This window comes from Allobosea sp. 2RAB26 (assembly GCF_052115465.1).
Lineage (GTDB): Bacteria > Pseudomonadota > Alphaproteobacteria > Rhizobiales > Beijerinckiaceae > Allobosea.
Genome location: NZ_JBFRGS010000037.1, coordinates 1 through 26,369, shown reverse-complemented (window position 1 = coordinate 26,369; position 26,369 = coordinate 1). Strand labels below are relative to the sequence as shown.

General features: G+C 63.1%; 23 protein-coding genes and 2 pseudogenes. 11 read left to right on the top strand and 14 right to left on the bottom strand.

The window, feature by feature from the left end:
• Positions 1 to 87 precede the first annotated feature (87 nt).
• A complete protein-coding gene (locus AB4118_RS33150; RefSeq protein WP_441493754.1) occupies positions 88 to 681 on the top strand; it encodes an SDR family NAD(P)-dependent oxidoreductase in 594 nt (197 codons plus the stop codon).
• 70 nt (positions 682 to 751) lie between these two features.
• Here the strand turns inward: AB4118_RS33150 and AB4118_RS33145 are convergent, their stop codons facing one another.
• The 13 genes and pseudogenes from AB4118_RS33145 to AB4118_RS33085 form a co-directional block, all read right to left on the bottom strand.
• Complete coding sequence (locus AB4118_RS33145) at positions 752 to 1,099, bottom strand: hypothetical protein (protein WP_441493753.1); 348 nt, start codon at positions 1,097 to 1,099, stop codon at positions 752 to 754.
• 756 nt (positions 1,100 to 1,855) lie between these two features.
• Positions 1,856 to 2,483, bottom strand: a pseudogene (locus tag AB4118_RS33140) (IS110 family RNA-guided transposase); the annotation flags it as partial.
• Positions 2,484 to 2,983: 500 nt separating this feature from the next.
• The gene (locus AB4118_RS33135) at positions 2,984 to 3,211 is read right to left on the bottom strand and encodes a hypothetical protein (RefSeq protein WP_441493752.1); all 228 of its coding nucleotides are present in this window, start codon (positions 3,209 to 3,211) and stop codon (positions 2,984 to 2,986) included.
• 7 nt (positions 3,212 to 3,218) lie between these two features.
• Positions 3,219 to 3,446, bottom strand: a complete 228-nt coding sequence (locus AB4118_RS33130; RefSeq protein WP_441493751.1) for a helix-turn-helix domain-containing protein — start codon at positions 3,444 to 3,446, stop codon at positions 3,219 to 3,221.
• Between the two features lie 213 nt (positions 3,447 to 3,659).
• Positions 3,660 to 3,995, bottom strand: a complete 336-nt coding sequence (locus tag AB4118_RS33125; RefSeq protein ID WP_441493750.1) for a type II toxin-antitoxin system RelE/ParE family toxin — start codon at positions 3,993 to 3,995, stop codon at positions 3,660 to 3,662.
• Entirely contained in the window at positions 3,992 to 4,270 is a 279-nt protein-coding gene (locus AB4118_RS33120) for a type II toxin-antitoxin system Phd/YefM family antitoxin (RefSeq protein WP_441493749.1), read from the bottom strand. Before AB4118_RS33120 ends, AB4118_RS33125 begins: the two co-directional genes overlap by 4 nt.
• 181 nt (positions 4,271 to 4,451) lie before the next feature.
• Positions 4,452 to 4,718, bottom strand: a pseudogene (locus AB4118_RS33115) (GNAT family N-acetyltransferase); the annotation flags it as partial.
• 410 nt (positions 4,719 to 5,128) lie between these two features.
• The gene (locus tag AB4118_RS33110; RefSeq protein WP_441493748.1) at positions 5,129 to 6,091 is read right to left on the bottom strand and encodes a M14 family metallopeptidase; all 963 of its coding nucleotides are present in this window, start codon (positions 6,089 to 6,091) and stop codon (positions 5,129 to 5,131) included.
• 77 nt (positions 6,092 to 6,168) lie between these two features.
• Complete coding sequence (locus AB4118_RS33105; RefSeq protein WP_441493747.1) at positions 6,169 to 7,374, bottom strand: NAD(P)/FAD-dependent oxidoreductase; 1,206 nt, start codon at positions 7,372 to 7,374, stop codon at positions 6,169 to 6,171.
• Between the two features lie 46 nt (positions 7,375 to 7,420).
• Positions 7,421 to 8,497, bottom strand: coding sequence for an ATP-binding cassette domain-containing protein (locus AB4118_RS33100; RefSeq protein ID WP_441493746.1), 1,077 nt, complete (start codon positions 8,495 to 8,497; stop codon positions 7,421 to 7,423).
• Positions 8,494 to 10,461, bottom strand: coding sequence for a dipeptide/oligopeptide/nickel ABC transporter permease/ATP-binding protein (locus AB4118_RS33095; protein ID WP_441493745.1), 1,968 nt, complete (start codon positions 10,459 to 10,461; stop codon positions 8,494 to 8,496). Before AB4118_RS33095 ends, AB4118_RS33100 begins: the two co-directional genes overlap by 4 nt.
• Entirely contained in the window at positions 10,458 to 11,384 is a 927-nt protein-coding gene (locus AB4118_RS33090; RefSeq protein WP_441493744.1) for an ABC transporter permease, read from the bottom strand. The genes AB4118_RS33095 and AB4118_RS33090 overlap by 4 nt, the downstream gene beginning before the upstream one ends.
• 24 nt (positions 11,385 to 11,408) lie before the next feature.
• Positions 11,409 to 12,941, bottom strand: coding sequence for an ABC transporter substrate-binding protein (locus tag AB4118_RS33085; RefSeq protein ID WP_441493743.1), 1,533 nt, complete (start codon positions 12,939 to 12,941; stop codon positions 11,409 to 11,411).
• A gap of 232 nt (positions 12,942 to 13,173) precedes the next feature.
• On the opposite strand from AB4118_RS33085, the gene AB4118_RS33080 reads away from it, so the two are divergent.
• From AB4118_RS33080 to AB4118_RS33035, 10 genes are all read left to right on the top strand, one after another.
• Positions 13,174 to 14,079 (top strand): LysR family transcriptional regulator, encoded by a 906-nt coding sequence (locus tag AB4118_RS33080; protein WP_441493742.1) that lies wholly within the window; start codon positions 13,174 to 13,176, stop codon positions 14,077 to 14,079.
• 157 nt (positions 14,080 to 14,236) lie between these two features.
• A complete protein-coding gene (locus AB4118_RS33075; protein WP_441493741.1) occupies positions 14,237 to 15,136 on the top strand; it encodes a LysR family transcriptional regulator in 900 nt (299 codons plus the stop codon).
• Between the two features lie 210 nt (positions 15,137 to 15,346).
• Positions 15,347 to 16,315 (top strand): ABC transporter permease, encoded by a 969-nt coding sequence (locus tag AB4118_RS33070; RefSeq protein ID WP_441493740.1) that lies wholly within the window; start codon positions 15,347 to 15,349, stop codon positions 16,313 to 16,315.
• A 4-nt stretch (positions 16,316 to 16,319) separates the two neighbouring features.
• Entirely contained in the window at positions 16,320 to 17,267 is a 948-nt protein-coding gene (locus AB4118_RS33065) for an ABC transporter permease (protein ID WP_441493739.1), read from the top strand.
• Between the two features lies 1 nt (position 17,268).
• Positions 17,269 to 18,351 carry an ABC transporter ATP-binding protein gene (locus AB4118_RS33060; protein WP_441493738.1) on the top strand — a complete coding sequence of 361 codons (1,083 nt, stop codon included), beginning with the start codon at positions 17,269 to 17,271 and terminating at the stop codon, positions 18,349 to 18,351.
• The gene (locus AB4118_RS33055) at positions 18,344 to 19,366 is read left to right on the top strand and encodes an ABC transporter ATP-binding protein (RefSeq protein ID WP_441493737.1); all 1,023 of its coding nucleotides are present in this window, start codon (positions 18,344 to 18,346) and stop codon (positions 19,364 to 19,366) included. Before AB4118_RS33060 ends, AB4118_RS33055 begins: the two co-directional genes overlap by 8 nt.
• 27 nt (positions 19,367 to 19,393) lie before the next feature.
• Positions 19,394 to 20,506: an NAD(P)/FAD-dependent oxidoreductase gene (locus AB4118_RS33050; protein WP_441493736.1), complete on the top strand. Its 1,113-nt coding sequence runs from the start codon at positions 19,394 to 19,396 to the stop codon at positions 20,504 to 20,506.
• A 56-nt stretch (positions 20,507 to 20,562) separates the two neighbouring features.
• Positions 20,563 to 22,305 (top strand): ABC transporter substrate-binding protein, encoded by a 1,743-nt coding sequence (locus AB4118_RS33045; protein WP_441493735.1) that lies wholly within the window; start codon positions 20,563 to 20,565, stop codon positions 22,303 to 22,305.
• 74 nt (positions 22,306 to 22,379) lie between these two features.
• Complete coding sequence (locus AB4118_RS33040; RefSeq protein ID WP_441493734.1) at positions 22,380 to 23,468, top strand: NAD/NADP octopine/nopaline dehydrogenase family protein; 1,089 nt, start codon at positions 22,380 to 22,382, stop codon at positions 23,466 to 23,468.
• Between the two features lie 46 nt (positions 23,469 to 23,514).
• On the top strand, positions 23,515 to 24,618 hold the full coding sequence (locus AB4118_RS33035) for an NAD(P)/FAD-dependent oxidoreductase (RefSeq protein WP_441493733.1): 1,104 nt from the start codon (positions 23,515 to 23,517) through the stop codon (positions 24,616 to 24,618).
• A 1,160-nt stretch (positions 24,619 to 25,778) separates the two neighbouring features.
• Here the strand turns inward: AB4118_RS33035 and AB4118_RS33030 are convergent.
• Positions 25,779 to 26,369: aldehyde dehydrogenase family protein (locus AB4118_RS33030; protein WP_441493732.1), on the bottom strand; the 591-nt coding region annotated here is incomplete at its 5' end.

The following is a 26,369-nucleotide window of genomic DNA, read 5'->3' as shown; positions in this document are numbered from 1 at the left end:
GGCAAATCACGCACCCCTAGATTGACCTGTCGGCTCTGGATCTGATGGCATGGTGTGGCGGTCTTCGTACTGACCACGGACAGAAGCATGATCCTGGCGACGAGATATCGTTCAGAGGGACTTGACGATCAAAGGCCCATTACAGAAGCTCTTACAGAAGCTCTGCGAGGTGGTCCGATTACAAGGCTTGTGAACAATGTCGGGGCGGTCTTCCCGAGTAGCGTCGAAACCCAGACGCTGGCCGAGTTGGATATGGCAGTTTCACTGAATTTACGTTGTGCTCTTCAGTGCCTTCAAGCGGTCTTGCCAAGCATGAAGGATGCTGGATTTGGCCGGATCGTGAACATCTCTTCGCGTGCGGCCCTTGGTAAGGTGCTTCGGAGTGCATACGCCGCAACCAAGGCTGGTCTGATTGGTATGGCTAAAGTCTGGGCTCTCGAACTGGGGTGTCACGGGATCACCGCTAATAGTGTCGGGCCTGGTCCCATTCGTACAGAGCTGTTTGAGCGCGCCAATCCGAGAGAAAGTCCTGCAACGCAAGCGATTATCGATAGCATCCCGGTTGGTCGAATGGGCGAACCCGAGCGGACAGACACTCTATGTATGTGGGGGAATGACGGTTGGCGCCGCGGGTGCATGAGTGTGTCGATCGGCAACGTAATCCGCTCGGCGTCCTTATAAGGTGATCGAAGAGACGAACTGCCCCGCCCACTTGCGTAGGGGGGCGTTCGGTATTGCAATCCTTCCGGTCTCAATCCGTCAGTCGGATCGATTTCTCACGGCAAAGATCGATGCCCTCATTGTCGCTCTCGACCTCGTCGCTGAACTTGGCGAGGACGGAGTAGTTGCAACCCGCCGGCTTGTTGAGCTTGAGCGCAATGCTCTTACCGGCGGCGAGCGGCTTGGAGAGCTTCGCAATAAGCCGCGGCTGATCACCCGGGGTAGTGATTTCCAGGGAGACGACCGGCACGAGGCGGGCATTCGTGACTTTGACTTGCGCGGGCGGCTTGGCGGATTGCGCAGTGGCTGGATTAGTCGCGAGGCAAATGGATACAGTGAAGCCGATTAAGCCGGCCGAGATAACGGGCTGACATCTCATGTTGTATGGTTCCCCCATTGCGAGCCTGATGCTGCTCGCATCTAATTTCCGGCTATAATGGGCAGGAAAGCGGCTGCTGTCCTCCCGAACAGCAACCTTCTCCCGCAGAGCGGCGTTCCCCCCGAGATTATTATTAGCCCCGTGCTTTTTCTCGGCTGCAGGTACAATCACACACGCTGTTGCGGGACGACAGCTATACTTTATATGGCGTACCATTAATCTGCCACGTTGTGATCCGCAACTTCCCCGAGTGTCGTTTCAAGTACTGTTAATGTTTCTCGCTGTGTAAGCTTTCATTTACCCCTGTGAAACATCCTCGACGAGGTTCGATCAGTCAAACGGTCGCCCGCCTGCCGATTGCTAAAGGAGCCCCTGCCATTAATTCAGGAAGAATGAGGATGCAGCCAAACGTGCCGACCTCTCGGCCACATAACCCGATTACTGAAATGTTCAACCGGTTGAAGCGCGAAGAGGCCGTTTTGCCTCTCGTCGGCACTTCGGACTCACCGAATGTTACGGCTCAAATGCCGCCTCCTACCCATCTTGGAAGAAATCAGACGGCATTCGTTGATCGGCCAATGAATAAAGACGCAATTTTATAAGCATCTGGCGGTTTGTAAGGCCACGTTATTCACGAGGCAGCCTCTTCCCGCGGACCGGTATTTCCATCAATGCCACGCGCATTTGATTGCCAACTTCGCCCCGTGGGAAGCAACCCTCGGGCCGATTTTACGGGTAGCAATCTAGATAGGAGTGCTGCTGCGGAGTCAGTCCGAGCCATGCGGCGAACTTCCTTCCCGACCGGAACTGGTCGGGATCGGTTACGGCTGCGGCACTGCCGTGGCGGTGATCACGCCGAGGCCAGGGATGGCGAGCCTGCGACTAGTTTCGCTCTCGGCATGCCAGGCGGTGAGCTGTTCGTCGAGGACTGCAATCTCGCCGCTGCTGATCGTCACGATCTGGCGGATCAATATCTCCAGAGCGGATCGAGCATAGGATGGCAGCGCATCCTTGTCGGCAAGCGCCTGCTCGGCGAGCCTCGCAAGATGGGCGATACCGGGGTTGGCGACGAGGCCCAGCTCCGCCACATGCCCGCGCACGGCATTGGCCAGCATGGTGTGCTGGCGCACGAGCAGGGATCGGGCGCGATGAGTCATGAGCACACTCTGTTGCTCCACCATCTGCCCGGCACCAACCGCATCGTCGGACGCTGGACGGCTTCGCAGATCGCTTCGGCGTCGAGCGCATCGCTCTTGCTGCGCTTGACGTAGGCCTTCACGTAGGACGGAGGAATCAGCCGCACTTTGTGGCCCATGTTGGCGAGCGTGCGTGCCCAGTGATGCGCCGTTCCGCAGGCCTCCACGCCGATCAGGCAAGGAGGCAGCTTCGAGAAGAGGGGCAGCATCTGCTTGCGGTGTAGCCGCTTGACCAGAATCGTACGTGAGGTTGGCCCGCTTGTACCGCGCAAGTTCTGAGGAGTGACGAACGTCGGCCTCCCGAGATCCAGCGACGCTCGGTGCTTCAACTTGGCAATATCCCAAGGTGCACGTTTATCGCTTCGCTAACTGGTTCTACGCCTTTTGTCTCATGCCGACCTTGCTGCTACCTCGCGAGCGAGTAACAATAGGGGGCGCGGCGACACCTCCACGCGGCGTTCCCCTCCACTCGGCCGCCAACGGGCGGCCACTTTTTGGCGTCGGTGATCAGGTGGGAACAGTAGAGCCTACAGCATAGTTGGCGGACTTTCCTGCGCTTCGAGGAACTCGGTCCGAGTTCTGCCCCTGGCGGCTCCCCTCGCTGACGATCTTGTCCTCAGCCCTGATCGCACGAACTGGCGAACTTTGGGCGGTTAGCGGATGAAGGCGCTCTGCTCGGGCCGAATGGCTATGCCAGGTTCCGTTCAATTGCGGATCGGGCGGCCTGGAAGGTTGCTACTGCTTCCGGCACCGCTCCTTGCTGCTGTTCAAGAATGAGAAGGGCAATTTCGTAAATCTCCCTGACGTCGGCTGCTTCCAATAGGCCTTTCTGCACCAGGCAGCGAAGTAGGCCGGCCATTGTTGCGGAGGAGACCAGATTTGCTGCGGCGACGCCATTCAATGAGGCAACGGACATCGCGGGCTCATGGTGCTTCTGTATGCGCAGGTTCCGGCACGGTATAGCCCTCCGCTGCGTACGATGTTATTTTGTTTCGCAACGTGCGGATGGCGATGCCGAGTAACGAGGCGGCGTGCGTGCGGTTGCCGCCGGTTTCCCGGAGCGTGGCTAGGATCAGTTGGCGTTCGACAAAGGCTACCGGCAGGCCGACGAACTGATCTACGACGGGTCGCTCACCATCGAGCAGTTGCATGGTCACGGTCCTTTTCGAGCCCCCCAACTCTTCTGGACCCCTTAGAATGGCGCCCGCCGTGGTTAAGAAGCGGTAAATCGATATTGTGAGTGGGCTGGGGACAGCGTGGGGTTCGGCGCTCTCCGCCCTCGGGCCGAGATGCTGGCCCCGGCTCCAACTCGTCCGTTCGCGCTCAGCGCAACAGCGATCGAGAACCTGGGAGCAGGTTCGTGATCACCGGCCAAGTAGGCGGCGTTCAAGCAAAGCCGGCATGTCGCGGCGGCCGTCAGCGATGACGAAGATGACGACTTTGCTGCCAATTACGCGGTAGATTAGGCGATACGGATCGAGCAGAATCTGCCGGAATTCCCGAACACCTAACGCCTCCAGTTCCTTGGGGAAGCTGCCCCGTTCCGGGTAACGCTCCGGTGTGGAGATCCTTTCAATGAATGCATCGAGCAAGCACTCAGCCGCTTCCATTGAACGGTGTTCAGCCAGGTAGTAGTGAATGGCTTCGAGATCATCCTCCGCGCCTTGCGTCAGCTCGACCTCAAAGAGGCCCTCCTTCATCGACGATCCGCCGCTTTTCCGCGCAGTCTTTCGACGACAGCGCGAGCCGGCTTGGTCTTGCCTGCATCGACATCCTGATTGCCGATGGCAAGCAGCTTCAACAGCGCGAGCGTCTCTTGCGTCTGTTCAAAGGAGGCAACGTCCTGGAGCACCGCCCTGGCCTCGCCATTCTGCGTGATCACCAGAGGCTCTCGCCTTTCGGTGAGGTTGAGGAGGATGTCGGCTGCGTTGGCCTTCAGATAGCTGATCGGTTTGACTTGGGCAGAATACCGCAAAGGGGCCTCCCGGACTAAATTCGGTTCGAATATAGTCCGGACGTTAGCGCCGTGCAACTGTGGCGTAGCGGCTGGTGCCTTCCGGTGTTCGCGATCGTCCAGTCAATCGTCAGCGTCGGTACGGAGCCCACGAGCAGCAGTGATCATCGCTGCGAGAGTGACTTGCCAGGCCTCGATCCCGTCAGCGGGGCTGGGGCGAGCGCAGCATCGGCGTCAGAACCGGCGACGATCCGGCCTGGATGGTTCCAAGAATGTCGAACCCGTGCCGCTGATAGAGCGGGATGTTCCGCGGATTCGAGGATTCCAGATAGGCCGCGGCGCCCTCGCTATCGCAGCGTGCGAGCGCATGACGCATGAGCGCGCTGCCGATGCCCTGGCCCTGCCGCGCCGGGTCCGCGCCGATCAGCGGCAGATACCAGTGCGGGACCTCTGGATGATGGCGCGCCATCGCACTCGGCCAGGTCGATGACATCTCGGTCGATTTGCCCGTCGCGCGCATCGGCCCGCGCCATCACCGCGGGCAGTTGTTCGAATGCGGCCAATACCTCTGGCCGAACCGGGTGGTCGTTCGCCACCGCCAGGGCGGCGCGCACCACGTAACGGTCGGCGAGATGGCACGATGCATTCGCGATAGGGAACATAGCTCGCCCTCGCTTTGGCGAGGTGGCCGAGCGACATCACCAGGCGTTCCCGTGACTCACGCGGGCGCTATCTCGATCGGCTGGCCGCCGCTGAGGAACCCGGTCGGCCCCGCCAGTTACTCGGTTGCGCCAACCGGGCGCATGGCTTTGAATCCGAAGGTCTGAGAGCCGACGAGTTGCGGCTCACGCGACGCGTGAGTCGCAAGACGGATTATCCTTAAATCGGCGTGCCGACATTGCCGATCAACTGATTGGGTGAAATGTAGGCATGCTCCGTTTGGCGTAGCACATAGCCGGGCATCGGACTGAGAATTACCGCCGGGGCACTGCGCGCTCCTGCGGTGGGATGGAGAAGCGCCACGCGTTGGCCCTTCGAGACCTCGTCACCCAGCGCGACGAGATGTTCAACAAGGCCTGCGCGCGGTGCGGTGTACTGGCCTTCCGGCCCGGCAGTGAAATGCACGCCGGAGAAGGGGATGGGCGCCACCACCGGCTTGATCGCGCCGAAATCGGCCAGCGCGCGCAGCAGCCCTTCTTCCATGATCGTCAACTCGGATGATTTCATGCGCCCGCCGCCGCCCTCGACCTCGATGGAGGCCAGATCGGCGAGCTTCGCCGCGCCGCAGGCGGTTTCGTCGATTCCGTCGACATGCTGCACGAAACGGTATCCCCACGCCTCCATCAGGCGATTCAGGCGAGCATCGTCAACGACGCTTTTCGCCGTGGTGAAGCCGAAGACCATGGGCACGACCGAGACGTCGCTGCCTCCGGCATGGACGTCGATCAGAAGATCGACAGCCGGAAACAGTGCTTCCGCCGTGAAGGCGCAGAGGCGCTCGGTCGGCGTGCCATCGGCCTTGCCAGGGAAGAAGCGATTCATGTTCTGCCCATCGAAGGGCGAGAGGCGCTTGCCCTTCTGTGAGGCGGGGAAATTGAGGGACGGCACGATGATCACGCGCCCGGTCACGTCAGCGGGTTCGAGCCGCTCGGCAAGTCGCCGCAGGACGATCTGGGCCTCGTATTCGTCTCCATGGATGCCGCCGCAGAGCAGGACGGAGGGGCCCTGGCCGTTATTGATGCAGCAGACGAAATCGCCGGTGACGCCGTCGAGGGCCCCGACGAGCGACCCGAGGTCATAGCTGAACTTGCCGGGACGGGTGGCGTCGAAATCAGGAAGCATAGCCGTGTCCTTCCGGCCGACAGGGGCAGCCCAACCGAGGCTGCGCCCGTCGGCGCTGGTTTCAGATGGGTGGTGGTTCAGGCGGCCGCGCGGCCGAGCGGTGCGGCGGCGAGAATCTCGGCCGGCTTGTGAAAGCGCACGGGGGAGAAGGGCTCCAGGACCTCCGGCTTCACGCCGGAGATCAGCCATTCCGCGAAGAGCTTGGTGAACCCCAGCGAGATCGCGAAGCCATGGCCGGACCAGCCATAGCCGTAAATGGTGTTGGCCAGGCCCTCCGCCTGTCCGATCAGCGGAATGTGGTCGACGGCGACGGTGTCGACCCGCGACGCGTCCGCCTTGAGGAAGGTCGAGTTATCGATGAAGGGCAGGGTCAGGATCGCATCGGTGACGTTCTGCGTCATCGCACTGAGCGAGCCCTTCCAAAGGCCTTCCGGTGTATGGGCGACATGGGCACCGCCCGACAGCATGATCGTACCATCCGGGAGTTGCTTGACGGCGAGGCGCCGATGCGCGTGCGAGAGCAGATGGTTGACCGTCTTCTTCAACGGGTTCGAGACGTAGTGCATCTGCGGCATGAGGTTCCAGACCGGCCCGAGCTCGTGCGGCTTGAGAACCGGCTTCAGCAGCGTCTCTGCGCCGGCATTGGCGACCACCACCAGCCGCTCTCCGATCGGGACGATCTCGCCATCGGCGAGCTTCACGGCGGTCGCAACGCCGCGCGCATGCAGGATCTCGACGACCTTCGCACCCGTGCGGATCAGCGCTCCGGCCTTCGTCGCCTGCGCCGCGAATTGCCGCGTTGCGAATGTGTGGTCGCCGACTCCGTCATTGGGGCAGTAGATCGCGCCGACGATGCCGGGGGCGAGCTCCGGTTCCCGCGCCAGCGCCTCATCGCGCGTCAGCACCTCCGAAGGCGTGCCAAGGCTCGACTGGGCGGCGGCGTTTGCCGCCATGCGCCCGAGCACTTCGTGTTCGCGATGGCCATACGAGACGTCGTAGACCTGCAGGCCGCCGAGGCGGCGGAACCCGACGCCGCCCTCAAAACTCTCCTGATATTCGCCCCAGAGCTTCAGGGCGACGGAGCAGATGGGCAATTCGCGCAGGTCGCGACCATTGGCGCGCACACCGCGCTCGCCCGGTCCGCCGGAGGCGCCGCCGGCGATCTCGCCGGCCTCGAGGAGTGTCACCGTCTTGCCGGCGCTCGCCAGCTGATAGGCCAGGCTCGTGCCGTAAATGCCCCCGCCAACGATGACGATTTCGGAGGCATTGCTGTGATCGGACATCGATCAGTTCCTTATGTTGCTTCGGTGGTCAAAGTCGGGGAGGCGTTCATCCGCGAAGTGACAGGTCGCGGTGCTGCGGCCTCCCGGCGCAGGTAGGGAGGGTGGTGGATCCTCGGCGCAGGGCCGTGGCACGCGGCCATCGGCCGTTTCGACGACCGTAGTCGCTCCGATGGCGAGCCGCCGCGCCAACGGGCAGCGGGTGTGGAAACTGCAGCCCGGCGGAATCGCGAGCGGGCTCGGAATCGAAGCCCTCCAGCACCGGCGCTGGCCGGTCGCGGGAGATCGGAGCGGAGTGGCCGGCGATCGCCATCAGGCTTTGCGTATAGGGGTGGCGGGGTGCGCCACAGACCTCGCCGACATCGCCTTGCTCGACGAAGCGGCCGAGATACATCACGCCGACGGCATCGGCCATATGCTCGACCAGGGCCAGATCATGCGTGATGATCACGTAGGTCAGAGCAAGCTTGGCCTGAAGATCGGCCAGGAGATTGATGATCTGTGCCTGGACCGAAACGTCGAGCGCGCTGACCGGCTCGTCGAGGACGAGCACCTCCGGCTCGCAGATGATCGCCCGGGCGATGGCAACGCGCTGGCGTTGTCCGCCGGATAATTCATGCGGGTAGCGCCCCAGATGGGCCAAGTTGAGACCGACCAACCCAATCACCGCCTTGATCCTGTCCAGCCTGGCTGTGCGTTCGCGATGGAGTCCGTGCACGGTCAGGGCTTCACAGAGCGTATCGAACACGGTCATCCGCGGATCGAGCGAGGCCCTCGGATCCTGCAGGACGAGTTGAACCTTGCGGCGCATCGCGCGCAGGCCGGCTGAATCGAGCGTCGAGAGCGGCACGCCATCGATCGTGACCTCGCCCTCGGTCGGTCGCAGCAGCCCGACGACGAGCCGTGCCAGCGAGCTCTTGCCGGAGCCGGATTCTCCCACGATGGCGAAGCAGGTTCCGCGCTGGACCCGGAACGAAACCCTGTCGACGGCCCGTACCACAGGCGCTGCCACACCGCTCAGAAAGCGCCGCCTGCCACCGAAATGCCGGCTGACATCCGCGACGATAACGATGTCGTCGGTGTCGGTTCCGGGTACGCGAGGTGGGAGTTGGAAGGGCGCGTTCATCGCGTTGCCTCCTCGGCAAAGACGCAGGCCACGTCGCGGCCGGCGACGGCCCGGAAACCAGGCTCGCTTGAGGCGCATTCCGCCCGGTTGGCGCTGCGCTGGCAGCGGGGACGGAATGAGCAGCCCGATGGCAGGCGACCGATCAGCGGCGGCTCTCCAGCGATGGTCCGCAGATGCCGGCCTCGGCCTTCGCTGCCACCCGGCGCCGACGCGCGCAGGGCCTGAGTATACGGATGGAGCGGTCGCTCCAGCACGCTCGCCACATCGCCGCTTTCGACGAGTCGGCCCGCATACATCACCGCGACGTCGTCGGCGAAGCGCGCGACCAGATTGAGGTCGTGGGTCACGAGCAGAATGGCCATGCCACGCTTCTTCTGGATCTCGGTCAGCAGGACTAGGATCTGCTGCTGGATCGTGACGTCGAGCGCACTGGTCGGCTCGTCGGCGAGCAGCACTTCGGGGTTCTGAGCAAGGGCGATGGCGATGACGATGCGCTGCTTCATGCCGCCAGAGAACTGGTGCGGGTACATGTCGAGCCGGCGCTCGGGATCGGCGATATTCGCGTCGCGCAGAAGCGCAATGCAGCGCTGTCGCACGATCTCCGAGTCGAGCCGGGAGCCGGCCGTGACCGCCTCGGCGAGCTGGTTGCCAATGGTGAGCACGGGGTTCAATGCGCTTGCCGCGTCCTGGAACACAATGCCGATTTTGCGGCGTCGCAGATCGCGCAGGGCGGCGGGGCCGAGGCCCAATGCCTGCTCGCCCCCGATGCGTATAGCGCCTGCCGTAATCGCAACTTCCTGCGGATTGACCAAGGTGCCGACTGCCCTCAGCAGCGTCGACTTGCCGGAGCCGGATTCCCCGACCACCGCCAGAGTCCGGCCCGGCTTGATCGCGAGATCGACACCACGCACAACCTCGAGAAGGCCCTCGCCCGTGCGGTAGGCGATCCGCAAACCACGAACTGAAACGGCCAGGTCGGCCGCTTTCTCCGCGGATTGCTGCTGCGCTTCGCCTGCCGGACGGCGCCGCCGCATGAGGCTCAGAATCGGAGGCCTGCGAGCGACGCGCCGACTGGTCGGATCGTAAATCGTACGCAGAGCGTCTCCGAGCAAATTGAAGGCTAGCGCCGAGACGGCGAGGAATAGCCCGGGGAACGTCGCGAGATAGGGATGGCTGCGAATATAGGAGCGGCTCTCCCCCAGCATCGTTCCCCATTCGGGGAAAGGCGGCTGGGTGCCGAGTCCGAGGAAGCCGAGTCCCGAGGCGGAGAGCAGGGTCGAAGCGAACAGCAAGGTCGACAGCGTCAGAAGCGTGCCGGAGATGTTCGGCAGCACATGGCGCAGGATCACCCGCACCGGATTGGCCCCCAGTGCGATCGAGCCTTCGATATAGGGCTCGGCGAGGATGCTGAGCGTCACCGCCCTTGCCGTGCGCGCAAAGACCGGGATCGCAACAATGCCGACCGCGATGATGACGTTCTGCATGTTGGCGCCGAGGATCGCGACGACCGCCAGCGCAAAGACGATATCGGGGAAGCTCAGCATGACATCGATGGCACGCATCACTGCGGCTTCGATCCAGCCCCTCCGCCAGGCGGCGAGGACGCCGAGCGGCACGCCGACCAGAAAGGCCACGGCGACGCCGCCTACTCCGATGCCCAGCGTCGCACGGGCGCCGACCAGGACGCGGCTGAAAACATCGCGACCGAGCTGGTCGGTGCCGAACCAATGCGCGGCGGAAGGTGGCCGCAGGGTCTGGGCGAAGTTCTGGCGAAAGGCATCCTGCGGCGCCAGCATAGGCCCGAAGATCGCGAGCAGCAGGTAGAGCGTGACGAGCGTCAGGCCTACGACGCCTTTCGGCTGTGAAAGGATGCGTCGCAGCAGCAGCCATCGCGACTGCGGTGCAAAGGCGTCAACGGGTGCCGCTCTTTCGGGCGCGGAGAGCACGTTCGGCATGATGCTCATATCGCCCGCTCCTGCTCGCGCGTGCGGGGGTCGAGCCACTGGGTCAGCAGGTCGGTGACGAGATTGATGATCACGAAGAAGAACGCGAACATCAGGATCGCGTACTGGATCACCGGATAATCGGCGCGGGAGACCGCATCGACGAGCAGGCGACCGACGCCTGGAATACCAAACACAGTTTCGGTGACGACCGAGCCGCCCAGCATGCCGCCGAACTGTACACCGGCGACGCTGACCGCAGCGATCAGCGAATTGCGCAGCGCATGGAACAGCACGACGCGGGTTTCGCTGAGCCCCTTGGCCCGCGCGGTATCGAGATAGTCCTTGCCCATCGATTCCAGCAGGCTCGTCGCGACGAGGCGGCTGAACATCGCTGCCGGGCGCGTCGCAATGACGAGAATCGGCAGGACGAAATGGGCGGGCGTCGAGGCGCCCGCCGCGGGCAGCCAGCCGAGATTGACCGCAAAGAGCCAGATGCAAAGCAGGCCCAGCCAATAGATCGGCATCGAGATGCCGGCGAGCGTGAGCACCGTGATCGCAGCATCGGCGAGGCCGCCCGGCCGCATGGCGCAGACGATGCCGGCAATCGTGCCGACGACAAGGCCGAGTGCGAGCCCGCCGATCGAGACGATCAACGTGTTCGGCAGACGCTCCGAGAGTTCGACGACGACGGGGCGATGCGTGCGGAAGGACGTCGCAGCGGATGGGTCCCAGATGCCGCGCAGAAACTGGCCGTACCGCGTGAGAAGCGGCTCGTTCAGGCCGAGGAATTTGCGGATGCTCTCGATCTCTTCGTTCGAGGCGGTCGGCCCGGCGAGGATCTGGGCCGGATCGCCCGGTATCAGGTCGACGAAGAGGAAGACGAGCAGGGAAACCGCAAAGAGCGTCGGCAGCGCGCTGCCCAGGCGTTTGAGAACGAACATTGCCGCTTCTCCGCTATGCAAGCCTCACTTCAGCGTGACCTTGTCGAAGACCAGCGTCTCGTTCGGCTGGATCGCCAGACCCTGAACGCGGTTGGCTACGCCCAGCGCCTGGGTCTGGTACCAGAGGAAGAGGAAGGGCTGGTCGCTCCAGACAATGTTCTGGATCTCGCCATAGATCTCCTTCTGCTTTGCCGGGTCGGTCGCCATGCGTCCCTCCTTCAGCAATGCATCGACGCGCGGATTTGTGTAGCCGGTCCGGTTCGCGCCGACGCCGGTGAAGAACAGGCGGTAGAGCGTATAGTCCATGCCCGCGGTGGCGCGGCCGACCATGCCCATGTTGTCGGTGCGCTGGGCCGGCTCCATGCCGACGACCTTGGTCCAGGTGCCGCGGTCGACAACGATGGGAGTCGCCTTGATCCCGATATTTTCGAATGAACCGGCGAGAGCCTGGCAGACCTGCGAATCCTTGATGTAGCGACCGGTAGGGCAGGTGAAGCTGAGCGTGAGCTGGCCCGGCTTGTAGCCGGCCTCGGCGAGCAGTTTCTTGGCGCCTTCTGGGTCGAAGGCGATCGGCGGGAAGGTCTTGCGCAGTTCGTCCTGAGTGCCTGGGCCGACCATCCCGACCGATGGCGTGCCTAGCCCGCCAAGAATTCCCTTGGTGATGCCTTCACGATCGATCGCGAGGTTCAACGCCTTGCGCACGCGCGGGTCGGCGAGTGGCCCGCGCAGCACCATTTCCATGTTGATGGAGAACATGCTGGGTGGGTTGATGACCTTGGCGTCCTTCAACGCGTTGATCGCCGGCATGGATTCAGGTGGTACGCGTTCGACGACATCGACGCTCCCGGTCTCCAGAAGCGCCATGCGGGAGCCGTCTTCGGGAACGACAGTGAAGTCGATGGCCTTGAGCGTCGCCGGATAGTCGCCGGAATAGGAAGGGTTGGGGACGAGCCTGAAGCCTTCGCCACCGATGAATTTCTCGACCATGTAAGGGCCGGAGCCGACGGGCTTTCGGCCATATTCGGCGCCCATGGCCTGCAGCGCCTTGACGTTGACGATGCTGGCGGCCGTGTTGGACAGCAGCATCAGGATATGCCCGTTCGGCTCAGCGAGGTGGAACTCGACGGTATCCTCGCCTACCGCTTTGATCGTCCCGAGCGAGGCATAGAGGCCGCGATAGATCGAGCCGGTCTTCTCGTCGAGCATGCGGTTGAAGCTTGCCGCAACGGCCTCTGCGTTCAGCGGGTCGCCGTTGCTGAATTTCCTGCCTGTCCGGATGTTCACCGTGAAGACCTTCCCATCGGGCGAGAAGGCATAGTCTGTCGCCAAATTCTTCTGGACGTTGTTCTGCGGGTCGAGCCGGAAGAGGCCCTCCATGACGGCCAGATCAACCGCATTCCCGACCGGAAGATCATTGAAGGCAGGATCGAAGGTAGCCGGGTCCGCACCGACCGCGATGCGAAGGGTGCCGGCCGGCTGCGCCTGCACCTGGAGGGCCATGATCGACACGCCGGCGGTGAGGGCGGCGACGTAGCAGGATCGACGAAGGTTGCGCATGTTCGACTGTCCCCCAAGCTCGCAAAGATATCGTTCCATGACGGCGCAGCCGGGCGAATGCCCCGCCCAACGCTATGGAGGGATTGCTGTTTTTGCTTCCTTGGTCGCTTTCGCGCCGCGATTGGATCGGGCGCAGCAAAGTCAGCGACGGCCTTTAGAGAACCACACGCATTGATCTGCCTCAAATTCATAATTATGCGATGTATATGAACTGAGGTTATGGCGAGGCCGCATGAATTATCGGCAGGTGGAGGTTTTCAAGGCGATCATGGACTCCGGCTCCATCACGGAGGCGGCGACCATGCTGCGGATCTCGCAGCCGGCGGTCAGCAAGGCGCTGAAACTGCTCGAGGACGAACTCGGGTTGCGGCTCTTCTCGCGAACCACGAAGGGGATCGCTGCAACGGAAGAAGCGCGGGCGCTCTATACGGAAGTCGAGCGCACCTATTTCGGTATGCAGAATCTGGCGCGCTTTGCAGCTAGTCTGCGCGACCGCAAGCAGGGTCGCATCGTGGTCAGCACGATTCCAGCGCTGGGGCTCGCCTGGCTCCCGGCCATGGTTGCGCGGTTTTCCGCAGCCCATCCGGATGTCACCATCTCGCTGCAATCCAGCAATTCCACCGACGCCGCCCGGCTTGTCGGTACTGGCGAGATCGATCTCGGCATCGCCCAGCTGCGAAGCGAGGAATACAATCTGTCGCGCCGCAAGCTGTTCGACCTCGAAGGCGTCATCGCCTTGCCGGAAAGGCATCGATTGACGAGCAGGTCGGAAATCAGGGCGGAAGACCTCGCCGACGAGGCCATTGTCGGGCTCGGATTGGATGACGAATTCCGGCGCCGGCTATCCCAGGCGCTCGATGGCGCGAGCGTGCGCTACCGATCGATGATCGATGCAAGCCTGGGCGTCACGGTCTGCACCCTCGTCGCCGCAGGATGCGGTGTGGGCATCGTCGACAGCGAGGCCGCCCGCACCCAGGCCGGGAAGGGGCTTGTGTTTCGTGCCTTCAGCCCGAGGATACGCGTGCCGATCTATCTGTTCCGCCAGCGCGGGCGCCCAACCAGCAAACTGGTGGAGGCGTTCAGTGCCAGCCTGTTGCCGCCGTCGCCCTTTCGAGGGGGCGATGGCGGGGATGACTGACGGCTGCGTCCTTCACGTTTCGTCGTGCCCGACGATCGGCTGAGCCGGGTTGTGGCTATCCCTGGCCGGAAAAGGTTCGCAGTCTGGATTCGATGCGGCCGGCGCGGACGCGTGGTGCTGTCGGGATTTGCGATCACGAGCGAGAGGTGGGGCCTAGATGAATCTCAGGCATGTCGAGCTTTTCCGTCACATCATGAAGTTCGGAACGCTGACGCAGGCGGGCGAGATCATGGCGATCTCGCAGCCGGCGGCGAGCAAGATGCTCTTCCAGCTTGAGAGGTCGACGGGGATCACCCTGTTCCAGCGCACCAAGGGACGGCTCAAGCCGACGCGCGACGGCGAACTGTTCTTCGCAGAGGTCCAGCGGACCTGGGAGAGCATCGAGCGGCTGGAGCGGATGTCGAAGGACATCAGCCAGATGCGCTTCGGCCGCCTCAATCTGGGCGTGAAACCGGCGCTGGCCGGCACGCTGATGCCGCCGCTGATCGCACGTTTCCGCCGCCAGCACGAGAATACGACGATCTCGCTGCATTCGCGCAGTTCCGAGCGCGTGATCGAATGGGCCATCGCCGGGCAGATCGATCTCGGCATCACCAATACGTCGACGCCGCACCCGAACGTCGCCTGCCGCGTCATGGCGCGCATACCTGGCGTCTGTATCGTTCCCGAACAGCATCGGCTGGCGGGCCGCAGCGACGTGCGACCTGAGGATCTCGACGGTGAGGACTATGTCTCCATCGGCGCGATCGAGCGTAGCACGATCATCGAGAAGGCCTTTGATGCGGCCGGTGTGCGTTTGCGGATCATGATCGAAGCCCCCATGGCGCATTTGACCTGCGCTCTGGTCGCGAACGGGGCGGGCGTCGCCATCGTCGACGAGATCAATGCCCGGGCCTTTTGGGGCCGCGGCCTCGTCGTGAAGCCCTTCCTGCCGGAGATTTCCTTCCCTGTCTGGCACCTGCGGCCACTCAGCCTCAGCAGCTCTTCTCTGGCCGACGCCCTGACCCGCGATCTCGAGGACGAATTCGAGCGGCTTGGCTATCGGGCCGATACTTAGAGGAGTTTTTGACGCTGCTCCGCGGAGGCTCAGTCCATAACCTGAAGGAATGAACTAGCAAAAACATATTCTTTGACGGCCAATTTTTCGGCCCATACGCTCCTTGTCATTGACGTAGATCAAACAGAGCCCGCCCGTTCCATACGCGCTTAACAACGCTGTGGAGCGAATGAGGTCTGCTGTCCCGTTGACCTGGAGAAGTATTCGCCGATGCGGATTTTCGTCTTCTTGACGAGGAGAATGATCTTTGCGGCCCTGCTGATGCTGGGCGTCAGCGCGGCGATCTTCTTTCTGGTCAATTCGATCGGCAACCCGATCGAATTGATGATGGCGGAAACTCCGGGAATGACCGGGGAGGTGATCGATCGGATGAAGGCCTATTACGGGCTCGATCATCCACCGATGACGCGCTACCTGCTTTGGCTGAGCCGGATCGTTCAGCTCGATTTCGGCACGAGCATCGTCTACAACCAGCCTGTCGGTTCGCTCATCCTGACCTGGGGGTGGCAGACCCTCAAAATTCAGCTTCCCGCCATCCTGATCGCCCTTGCGATCGCGATCCTGTTCGGTGTCACCGCGGCGCGCCGACAGCACTCGCGCTCCGATTTCGCGGTGATGGCCACAGCGCTGCTGGGGCAGTCGCTGCCGGCCTTCTTCCTTGGCATTCTGCTGATCTTCATCTTCTCGTACAGCCTGGATTGGCTGCCGAGCTACGGCGCCTACTCGACCCGCAATCCGCTCTGGGGCAGCCCGACGCTCGATGCGCTCTGGCACATGGTCCTGCCGGTCGCGATGCTGACCTTCTTCAATACCGCGACGCTGACGCTGTTGATGCGCTCGAACATGGTCGATGTGCTGAAAAGCGACTTCATCGCGGCGATGCGCGCGAGTGGCATCCCCGAGCGGCGCGTCATCTATGTGCACGCGTTGCGCGCCGCCTTCATCCCGATGCTGACCTATCTCGGTCTGCTGATTGGCCTGATGTTGGGCACGGCGCCGGTGACTGAATCCGTCTTCACCTGGCCGGGGCTGGGATATCTCTACATCTCAGCGATCCATCAGCTCGACTACCCCGTCATCATGGGGGCGAGTGCGGTCATCGCCTTCATGCTGATCTGCACCACCCTGCTGACGGACGTCATCTACGTCCTCATCGACCCCCGCATCAGCCTGGAGTGAGCACGTGAGCGATCAGACGATCACGGCTCATCCGCCGTCTTCCGCAAAGCCCGCCCGCCGTCCGGTCAGGGGCATCTGGCGACAGGGCTGGCAGCGCTTCGCCCGCAGCCGGACCGGCATGCTCGGACTCATCCTCGTCCTGCTCGTCGTCGCGACCGCCGTCATTGGGCCGTTCGTCGCGCCCTTCGATCCGCAGGACCAGAGCCCGATGATCGACCCCGGCGCAAAGGCGCCTCCGAGCTGGGTCCACCCTCTGGGGACGGATCGCATGGGCTATGATGTTGCCAGCCGTGTGATTTACGGCGCGCCGACAGCGCTTGCCGTCGGGCTCGGAGCGATGTCGATCGCCTCGCTGATCGGCGTTCTGGTCGGCGGCTTTGCGGGCTATCGCGGCGGCACCACGGATGAGGTGCTGATGCGCTTCACCGATTTCTTCCTCGTCATTCCGATGTTCGTCGTCATCCTCGCGGTCATTCGCCTGCTCGGCGTGGCGGTCGTCAACACCCCCTTCGAAAGCGTGCCGTATCTCAATCTCGGCGTCATCATCCTGCTGATCGGCATCTTCTCCTGGGCTCCGATCGCCCGGATGACGCGTGCGGAATTCCTGCGCCTGAAGAACCAGGAATTCGTCGAGGCTGCGCGCTGCATCGGCGCGACTTCGGGCGATATCCTCTTCCGCCACATCCTTCCGAACGCGTTGCCATCCCTTGTCGTCATCGTGGCGCTCGGCATCGGCGGGGCTGTGCTGGCGGAAGCGATGATCGGCTTCCTCGGTTTCGGCGATCCGGCTGCGGTGAGCTGGGGGCAATTGCTCTACTTCAACTACGAGGCGCTGAAAGTGGCTCCCTGGGCATCGCTGAGCCCGGGTGTCGCCATCTTCATCACGGTGCTCGGCTTCAACCTTCTGGCGGACGGCCTGACCGATGCCTTCAACCCAAGGGCGAAGCGCTGAGATGTCGAGCCTCGCCACCGTAAAGCCAACCGCCGCCATTTCGATCGACCATAGGGGCGTGCTGACGCCGCCTGTCCATGACCTCGTCCGCGTCGAGAACCTGCGGATTCAGTTTCCACCCTGGAACGCGCCGGTTCGCATCATTGAGGATGTCAGCTTTCAGGTCCGCGCCGGCGAAACGATGGGCATCGTCGGAGAATCCGGCAGCGGCAAGACCCTGTCGAGTCTCGCAATTCTGAATCTTCTTCCGCCTCCCGCACGTATCACGGGTGGCCGCATCATGTTCGATGGCGAGGATCTCGCCGCGAAGTCGCAGGGCGAGATGCAGAAACTGCGCGGGCGCAGGCTCGCCATGGTCTTCCAGAACCCCGGCTATTCCCTGAACCCGCTGATGACGGTCGGCGCGCAGCTCGGCGAAATCCTGAAAGTTCACGAGAAGATGCCGCGCGGCATGGCTCTGCAGCGGGTGGAGGAGCTGTTTCGCCTCGTCGGCATTACCGACCCCGGCTCGCGTCTGTCGCAATATCCGCACGAGATGAGCGGTGGCATGAAGCAGCGTGTCTGCATCGCCCGTGCGCTGCTGTGCAACCCGGCGCTCGTGCTCGCCGACGAGCCAACGACGGCGCTCGACGTCACGATCCAGGCTCAGATCCTCGATCTCTTCGAAGACCTGAAGGCGCGGTTCGGCATGTCGATGATCTTCGTCACGCACGACATGGGCGTCGTGGCGCGCATCGCCGATCGGATCACCGTCATGTATGCGGGCCAGGTCTGCGAGACGGGCGACAAACACGCCATCTTCGCACGGCCCTCCCACCCCTACACGCAGGCCCTTCTGGCAAGCACGCTGCGCATCGACCGGCGCTACGCAATCGACGGTGAGGGGCGTCGCGAGCGCCTGCCCACGGTCGGGCGCGCCGTCGCGCCGGGTCAATCACTCGGTGGCGGCTGCCGCTTCGCCGGGCGTTGTCCCGAAGCCGCGCCGGAATGTTCCGGGCTGGTGCCCCAGGCCGCAGCGATCGAGCCAGGCCATGTCGTTCATTGCCTGAAGCGCGGCAGCGCCGGAGTGGCCAGCCATGATTGAGCCGATTCCGAATCTCCGCCAAGGCTTCACGCCACGGACCCTGCTGACCGTCGACGGGCTGGTGAAGAGCTACCCGTTGCGCCGCCGAGGCCTCTTCCGCCAGACCGTCACCGGCGAAATCCGCGCCGTCAACGACATCAGCTTCAGCGTGGCGGCCGGCGAGACGCTGAGCATCGTCGGCGAGAGCGGCTGCGGCAAGACGACGGCGGCCCGCGCGATCCTGCATCTCGTCGAACCGACTGCCGGTGCGATCCGCCTCGGCGACACGGATATCCGGGCGACGTTTGCCGAGGACCGGCGGCCGGACGTGCTCGCGCTGCGCCGTCAGATGCAATACGTCTTCCAGGATCCCTATCTTTCACTCAATCCGCGCTGGAGCGTCAGGCAGATCCTGACGGAGCCGCTGCGCGTCCATGGTCATGCCCCGAAGGACGACTGGGACGCGACGGTGGAAGGCCTGCTGGAGCGGGTCGGGCTGCCGCCGGACTATGCCGATCGCTATCCCCACGAATTCTCCGGCGGGCAGCGCCAGCGCATCGGGATCGCGCGGGCTCTGGCGGTCGAGCCGAGGCTACTGATCTGCGACGAGCCCGTCTCCTCGCTCGACGTCTCGGTGCGGGCGCAGGTCCTGAATCTGCTGGCCGACCTGCAGGAAGACCTGGGACTCTCCTATCTCTACATCTCCCACGACCTGAGTTCGGTGCGCTTTCTGAGCAACCGCATTGCGGTGATGTATCTCGGCAATCTCGTCGAGATCGGCGAGGTGGACGAGATTTTCGCACGGCCGCGCCATCACTACACGGCCGCCCTGATCTCGGCCATTCCCGTGCCCGATCCGTCAAACCAGACGCAGCGTCAGGCGATCCAGGGCGAAGTTCCCAGCGTCGTCCGGCGACCCTCCGGCTGTGTCTTTCACACCCGGTGCCCCGCCGCACTGCCTGTCTGTTCCCAACAGATTCCGCCGCTGTCCGCACCGGACGGCACCCACGCCTTCGCTTGCCACAACCCGCGCTGAGTGCGGGGAGAGACCACAGGAAACGCCATGATGAATGTTATCGTCGTCGGAGCCGGAATTGTCGGCAGCTCCATCGCCTACCGCGTCGCCCAGGGCGGTGCGAAAGTCACGGTCCTCGAAGCCTCTCGCGTCGGCGCCGGAACATCCGGGGTGAGCTTCGCCTGGACGAATGCGAACAACAAGACGCCGCGCCCCTATCACGACCTCAACGTCGCAGGTATGCGCGCGCATGCCGCGTTGAAGGATGAGTTCGGCTCGACACCCTGGTTCCATCAGAGCGGTAGCCTAGAGTGGCGCGTCGATCCGGCGGAGATCGCGGCTCAGGCGAAGAAGGTCGAGCGGCTCCGCGAGTGGGGCTATGCGGCGGAGTTCATCGACAAGAAGCGGCTGCAGGAGCTTGAGCCGGAGCTGGCAATCGACGCAGTTTCGGACGAGGCCCAGATCGTATTCTGCCCTGAAGAAGGGTGGGTGGACCCTGTCCAGTACGCCGGAGCCATGCTGCGCGCTGCCCGTCAGCACTATGGAGCGGCGCTGAAGACGGGCGTGAAGGTGACCGGGGTAGAGACCCGCAATGGTCGTGTCGTCGGCGCTCGGGATGATACGGGCGCTGTCCACGCAGCCGACCTCGTAATCAACTGCACAGGACGCTGGTCCAACGATACGGTGAGCGAGACGGCGCCCAATGTCCCGCTCGCTCCGACCGTGGGCTTCCTCGTCTTCACGCCTCCGGTCGGAGTCGATCTGCGCCGGCCCTTCCATGCGCCCGACGTCGATGTCCGCCCGGACGGGGCAGGCCGCCTGATGATCCGCAAGGACTCGCTCGACGACCGTTTCGCCGGGTTGGAAAGCCGCCTGCCGGATTGCGAGGAGGCGAAGATCGCGCTCGCAAGCGCAACCGAACTTCTGCCCGGCTTGGCAGGCGTCGAGGCCGAAGCGGTGCGCACGACCGTCAGACCGATCCCCGCCGATGGGCTCTCCACCGTCGGACCAGCCCGCGGCGTCGACGGCTACTACGTCGTCGTGACCCATAGCGGCGTGACCCTGTCTCCCTTCCTCGGCCAGGCCGTCGCCGACGAGGTCCTGCGGGGCAGGGAGCGTCCGGAACTGGCGCAGTTTCGTCCTTCGCGCTTCCAGGCCTGAGCGCCGGACGCTCTCGGCCTGTTCATTTCGCACCACCAAGAAACAAGGGGAAATCGATGTCCAGGAAATCGACGCGACGCGATGTGCTGAAATGGTCCGGAGCCGGAGCGGCCGCGCTCGCGGCCAGCGGGATTCCGGAGGCGGCGCTGGCCAAGCCGCCGTTCTTCAAGCTCTACCTGATGATCTTCAACAACCTCCAGTCGCGGATGATCTGGACCGATCTGATCGGAAAGCAGTTCGCCCGCCTCGGCATCGATATCGTGTCGAGCTACCAGCCGCCTTCAGTCGTGATCGCCCGGCGCGCCAATGACAGCGGCAAGACGCATGTCGATGGCGGCTGGGATATGTATTCCGAGCGGATTTACTACAGTGGGCTGGTGCCGCTGCCCGAGACGCTGTTCCACAGCAAGAATTTTCCGCCGAACGGGCAGAACTACTACCGTATCGCCGACAAGCAGATCGATGAGGCGATCGAGAAATATTCACGTGCCGTCTCGCCGGCTGACCGCAAGGCGGCGATCACGGCCTTCATGAAGCGCTGGTACGAGATCGAGCCGCTCCATGTCGTCTTCTATCCGGAAGAGGTGATCATCACCAATCCGAAGCTGAAGGGCATGGAATCGACGACCTACAACCCGGTCTTCTATCCGCGCCCGGAGAACTGGACGATCGAGGGCGCAACTGGCGACGTCACGGCCACTTTCGCCTCATGGCAGCCGCCGAGCCAGCTCATCCCGATGTATGGCAGTGGCTACAACGAGGCCAATATCTTTGGCCCCGTCTACAACGCGCTGTTCGAATACGACAGTTGGGCGAACAAGAAGCTCGTCCCGGCGCTGGCGGAGTCGGTGAAGACCTCCGACGACGGCAAGACCTGGGTTTTCACCCTTCGCAAGGGCGTGAAATGGCATAGCGGCGAGGAGTTCACAGCCGAAGATGTCAAGTTCACTTGGGATACGGTGATCGACAAGACCTATGCCAGCGTCTTCCAGTCACCCCTTGAAACCGTCCTGGGCAGCAGGGATGCCTACAAGATAACCGGCACGCATGAGATCACCGTGACCTTGCGGGAGCCGAACGTGATGTTCCGCGATTTCGTCCTGCCGGTCATCGCCATCATGCCGAAACACGCGTATCAGGGCCTCAAGCCCGAGGAACTGCGTGGCCATGTCATCAGCACCTGGCTCGGCACCTTTCCGGTCAAAACCTCCGACGGCAAGACCTTCGAAGCAAAGGGCGGTATCGGCACGGGGCCATGGATTCCGCAGGGGTTCGATCCGGCCCGCAAGGCTTACAAATACATCAAGAACGAGAACTACTGGAAGAAGACCGAAGGCAATGTGAAGACCTTCTATGTGGTCAACATCCAGGGCGCCGACGCTGTTCTCAGCGCGATCAAGGCTGGCTCTATCGATGCGCATGATCCGATGTACGACGTCGGCGGGCTGCTCGAGACGATCGATCCATCATGGGGCACCGTCAATCGCTTCGACTCCTTCAAATGGATGCAGACCTGCCTGAACATGAACCATCCGGTGTTCGGAACCGGGGTCGAAACCCCGCTCGGCAAGCAGGATCCCAGTCGTGCGGCAGAGGCTGCGGCCTATGTCCGCAAGGCGATGAGCCACATGATCCCGCGCGAGCAGATCATCAAGAACGTCGTTGCCGGTTTCGGCAAGCCGGGCACGGTGCCAATTCCCTTCACTTCCGAAGATTATGACCACGATCTGCTCAAGCCGATCGCCTACGACATGAACCTCGCCAAGCAATATATGGAAAAGGCCGGCTACAAATACTGATTTCGATGTCGCCATCAGCGCCGGGCTGTTGGTCCGGCGCTCCGAAAATCTTAAAATTCCCAAGGAATCATACGATGCGTGTCGCAATACTCGGTGCAGGCTCAATAGCCTATGGCAATGCTGCGCTGCTCGCCTCACTCGGCCATGAGCCTGTGCTGTGGTCGCCCTCCGGCAAAACCGGGCAAAGCATCGTAGCGGGCAGGCCACTAGCGGCGACTGGCTCGCTCGACGGTTCGTTCAAGGTCACGATGGCGACCAGCGCGGGTGATGCGATTGCCGGCGCTGACGCCGTCCTGCTGGCCTTGCCGGCCAATGGCCATCGCATGGCGATGGATGCCGCCGCTCCCCACCTTGCCAGCGGTCAGATCGTCATCATCAGCTCGCACACCTCGTTCAGCGGCCTCTATATCGCCAAGAAGATCGCGGAGCGCGGGCTCGATATCCCTGTCGTTGTCTGGGGGACCACTGTGACGGCAGGGCGCCGCACCGGGGACGCGAGCGTGAATGTCTCGACGATCCGTTCCAAGGTCGATATCGCGACCATCCCTGCCTCGGCTGGCGCACGCGGGCTGCAAGTCTGTCAGGAACTGTTCGGCGACCGCTTCGTCGAGCGCTCCGACGCACTGGCGATTTCTCTCTCCAACCTCAATCCGCAAAACCATCTCGGCATCGCGCTATGCAATTTCACGCGCATGGAGCACGGCGAAACCTGGGGCCAGAACGAAAACAACACCGACTCGGTCGGCCGCCTGCTCGAAGCGCTCGATGCCGAACGCCTCGCGATCGCCGAGGCTGCCGGCTACAAGGTGCGCACCATTCGAGAGCACTACAACCTATCCTTCCATGTCGAGCCGGGACCGGTCGGCGAGATGGCCCGCACGCTCGCCGCGCGCGGCAATGGCGGCAATGGCCCCGACAGCATCGACACGCGCTATGTGCTGGAGGATGCGCCCTTCGGCCTGCATCCGACCGTGTTGCTCGGCAAATTGACCGATCGGCCCGCCACGCTGCACCAGGCTGGCATCGACCTCTTCTCGGCCCTCTACGGCCGCGATTTCGCGGCCGAGAACGACCTGCTCGACGATATCGGGCTCGAGACCATGTCACTGTCCGAGCTCAAGACCCTGGTTCGTGACGGCTGGTCCGCGTCGCAGGCGAAGTAGTTCCGGCGCCATCCCAATCGCCCCTCATTCGATCGGAAATACGGTTATGCCTGAGATCATCGTTGTCGGTGCCGGCGTCCTGGGGACGTCGGTGGCTTATCGTCTTGCGCTCGCGGGCGCGAAGGTCACCGTGCTGGAAGCGACCCGCGTCGGCGGCGGCACCTCCGGCATCAGCTTCGCCTGGACGAATTCCAGTAATAAGGCGCCGCGCCCCTATCACGATCTGAATGTCGCGGGCATGCGGGCGCACGCGGCGCTGAAGGACGAGTTCGGTGCGACGCCGTGGTGGCATGCCGGCGGCCGGGTCGAATGGAGGGACGAGGCGGGGCGGGAGGAACACCGCGCCAAGGTGGCTCGCCTGAAGGAATGGGATTATGCGGTTGAATGGATCGATCGCCAGCAGCTGCTTGAGCTTGAGCCCGATATCGATCCTGCCGCGGTGGACGATGCCCCCATCGCCTGGTATCCGGAGGACGGATGGCTTGATCCTGTCGTCTATTCCCATGCGATGATGAGCGCTGCACGCCGCAAGGGCGCGCAGTTGCATACCCAAACGAAGGTTACCGGGCTGCTTGTGCAGGGCGGCAAGGTCAAGGGTGTGCACACCGAGGCGGGGGACACCCTGATGGCCGATCTCGTGGTCAACTGCACCGGGCGCTGGTCGAACGACACGATTGCCGGAACGGCCCCGAATGTGCCGCTGGCGCCGACTGTCGGATTTCTGGTCTTCACGCCCCCGGTTCCTGCCTCGATCCAGCGCGTCGTGGCCACACCGGTCTGCGATTTTCGTCCGGATGGCGCCGGCAGGCTGATGCTGCACTGGGGACCGGCCGATGCCCTGGTTACGCCCGAGGTCACTAACCGTCCCGGCCTCGACCAGGCGGCCGATCTCGTCGCGCGGCTGATACGGATCCTGCCCGGAATCGCGCCGGTGAAACCGGAAGCGAGCCGCGTCACCCAGCGTCCGATTCCCGAGGACGGCCTCTCCGCCATGGGCCCCGTACCGAACCTCGAAGGCTACTATGTGATGGTCACCCATAGCGGCGCTACGCTTTCGCCTGCGCTCGGGGCGATGGCGGCAGACGAGATCATGAGCGGCAAACCGCGCCCCGAACTCGCCCAGTTCCGGCCGGCCCGGTTCTTTCGCTAGGCTCGGACCCATCGCAAGATCGACGCGATCAAAACCCGGCGCTAACCGAGCCAAGTGACCAGTTCCTGGCGCAACGTGTGGTAGGAACGACACCCATTGAGTATCGTGCTCCGCTAGAGGAGTTACCCTCCCCATCTCGACCCGCCAGAATGGCGGGTCATTTTTGGATCGGCGCTGCCAAACCCCGGGGAGGGGCATCAATCCAGCTTTCGGGATCGAAATCGATTTGCTTCAAAATCCCGAGAGGATGACGTGGCTGCTTTCCTGGCAGACCTGCTCAGCTTAGGGCTGTTGGGATCGGAAACACCAAAAGGAAAGGTGTCGCTTCGCTTCCCGGCTGATGCACTCGAGGATCTGTTCCCACGCCTTTACCCTCGCACTTAATTATCGCCTGAAGAGGCTTCCGCATGCCGCTCATTCTTGGCCCGCGCGGTGACGGACTTTGTCCACGGGCGGATTGTCAGGCGCAACGCCCCAGCGTCTAATATCTCAAATCTTTCGAGATCCCGGGGGCCCGGAAGACGGCATTCCGGATAGATTTGGCGACAGGCTGCGAGGGCTAAGTCTCGATCAGAACCTCGGGAACGACCATTGGCTGGGGTATTGCGGGAGACTGGTGACTTTACCAGCGGCGACCTACATTTCGTGTTGCAACCGCTTTGAAATGTCTCAGGTTTCAGCAATTTAGAAATGTCGCAGGGCGCTACGGAGCCTCTGCCGGGGCTGCGCAGACCTCACATTTCGCAGCAGCCCCAACAGAGGCGGTGACATTGGTGTTCTTCGCCGCCACGCGGAGCGGACTCCAGCCAGCGATTTGATGGGGCTGGAATCTAGTTCGGGGTGCTGTCCGTGCCGAATGTCCGCTCCCCGGAAAGCAGCCAACGGGTCGACCCAACTGCGACATTCGCCGCGAGCCGCTGAAGGGGCAAAAGTGGCCCTTTCCCGACATCCGGGGTGTCTGCTTTCGGGCAGTCTGGTTGGCCCCCTGGGCGATGGGCAAAAGTGGCCCGTCGGTGGCATTGCCAGAGTCTCTTTCTGGCGGGACTGAGCCGAGAAGCTCGCAACGATCGAAGAGAGAGCCGGGTTCATAGCGCAGCACCCACCCGGGACTCAGCTGCGATCAAGATCCCGGCTTACCCAACCGATCTCGGATTGGCGCCTCATCCAGCCAGCGTGTAGGCCGTCTTCACCGTGGTGTAGAATTCCCGGGCATAGGCGCCCTGCTCGCGCGGGCCGTAGCTCGAGCCCTTCCGCCCGCCGAACGGCACGTGATAGTCGACACCAGCGGTCGGCAGGTTAACCATCACCATGCCGGCCTCGCTGTTGCGCTTGAAATGCGTCGCGTGCTTCAGCGAGGTCGTGCAGATGCCGGCGGCAAGGCCGAACTCGGTGTCATTGGCGATCGCCAGCGCCTCGTCATAGTTCTTGGCGCGGATCACGCTCGCAACCGGACCAAAAACCTCTTCGCGGGAGATGCGCATGGCATTGCTCGCCTCGGTGAACAGAGCCGGCTGCATATAGAAGCCGGGGGTCTCACGCTTGAGCACTTCGCCGCCCCAGGCGAGCGTGGCCCCCTCGTCCTTGGCGATGGCGACATATTTCAGGTCCTGGTCAAGCTGACTCTGATCGACGACCGGGCCGATATGGGTGCCGGCCTTGAGCGCATCGTCGACGACGAGGCCCTTCATGCGCTCGATCGCGGCCTCGACGAAGCGATCATGGATGCCTTCGGTGACGATCAAGCGCGAGGA

Excerpts from the sequence above, each read along its gene's own strand:
- AB4118_RS33150 (WP_441493754.1), top strand. The coding sequence starts at position 88 with ATGATCCTGGCGACGAGATATCGTTCAGAGGGACTTGACGATCAAAGG.
- AB4118_RS33145 (WP_441493753.1), bottom strand. The coding sequence starts at position 1,099 with ATGAGATGTCAGCCCGTTATCTCGGCCGGCTTAATCGGCTTCACTGTA.
- AB4118_RS33135 (WP_441493752.1), bottom strand. The coding sequence starts at position 3,211 with ATGTCCGTTGCCTCATTGAATGGCGTCGCCGCAGCAAATCTGGTCTCC.
- AB4118_RS33130 (WP_441493751.1), bottom strand. The coding sequence starts at position 3,446 with ATGCAACTGCTCGATGGTGAGCGACCCGTCGTAGATCAGTTCGTCGGC.
- AB4118_RS33125 (WP_441493750.1), bottom strand. The coding sequence starts at position 3,995 with ATGAAGGAGGGCCTCTTTGAGGTCGAGCTGACGCAAGGCGCGGAGGAT.
- AB4118_RS33110 (WP_441493748.1), bottom strand. The coding sequence starts at position 6,091 with ATGCTTCCTGATTTCGACGCCACCCGTCCCGGCAAGTTCAGCTATGAC.
- AB4118_RS33105 (WP_441493747.1), bottom strand. The coding sequence starts at position 7,374 with ATGTCCGATCACAGCAATGCCTCCGAAATCGTCATCGTTGGCGGGGGC.
- AB4118_RS33100 (WP_441493746.1), bottom strand. The coding sequence starts at position 8,497 with ATGAACGCGCCCTTCCAACTCCCACCTCGCGTACCCGGAACCGACACC.
- AB4118_RS33095 (WP_441493745.1), bottom strand. The coding sequence starts at position 10,461 with ATGAGCATCATGCCGAACGTGCTCTCCGCGCCCGAAAGAGCGGCACCC.
- AB4118_RS33090 (WP_441493744.1), bottom strand. The coding sequence starts at position 11,384 with ATGTTCGTTCTCAAACGCCTGGGCAGCGCGCTGCCGACGCTCTTTGCG.
- AB4118_RS33085 (WP_441493743.1), bottom strand. The coding sequence starts at position 12,941 with ATGCGCAACCTTCGTCGATCCTGCTACGTCGCCGCCCTCACCGCCGGC.
- AB4118_RS33080 (WP_441493742.1), top strand. The coding sequence starts at position 13,174 with ATGAATTATCGGCAGGTGGAGGTTTTCAAGGCGATCATGGACTCCGGC.
- AB4118_RS33075 (WP_441493741.1), top strand. The coding sequence starts at position 14,237 with ATGAATCTCAGGCATGTCGAGCTTTTCCGTCACATCATGAAGTTCGGA.
- AB4118_RS33070 (WP_441493740.1), top strand. The coding sequence starts at position 15,347 with ATGCGGATTTTCGTCTTCTTGACGAGGAGAATGATCTTTGCGGCCCTG.
- AB4118_RS33060 (WP_441493738.1), top strand. The coding sequence starts at position 17,269 with ATGTCGAGCCTCGCCACCGTAAAGCCAACCGCCGCCATTTCGATCGAC.
- AB4118_RS33055 (WP_441493737.1), top strand. The coding sequence starts at position 18,344 with ATGATTGAGCCGATTCCGAATCTCCGCCAAGGCTTCACGCCACGGACC.
- AB4118_RS33050 (WP_441493736.1), top strand. The coding sequence starts at position 19,394 with ATGATGAATGTTATCGTCGTCGGAGCCGGAATTGTCGGCAGCTCCATC.
- AB4118_RS33045 (WP_441493735.1), top strand. The coding sequence starts at position 20,563 with ATGTCCAGGAAATCGACGCGACGCGATGTGCTGAAATGGTCCGGAGCC.
- AB4118_RS33040 (WP_441493734.1), top strand. The coding sequence starts at position 22,380 with ATGCGTGTCGCAATACTCGGTGCAGGCTCAATAGCCTATGGCAATGCT.
- AB4118_RS33035 (WP_441493733.1), top strand. The coding sequence starts at position 23,515 with ATGCCTGAGATCATCGTTGTCGGTGCCGGCGTCCTGGGGACGTCGGTG.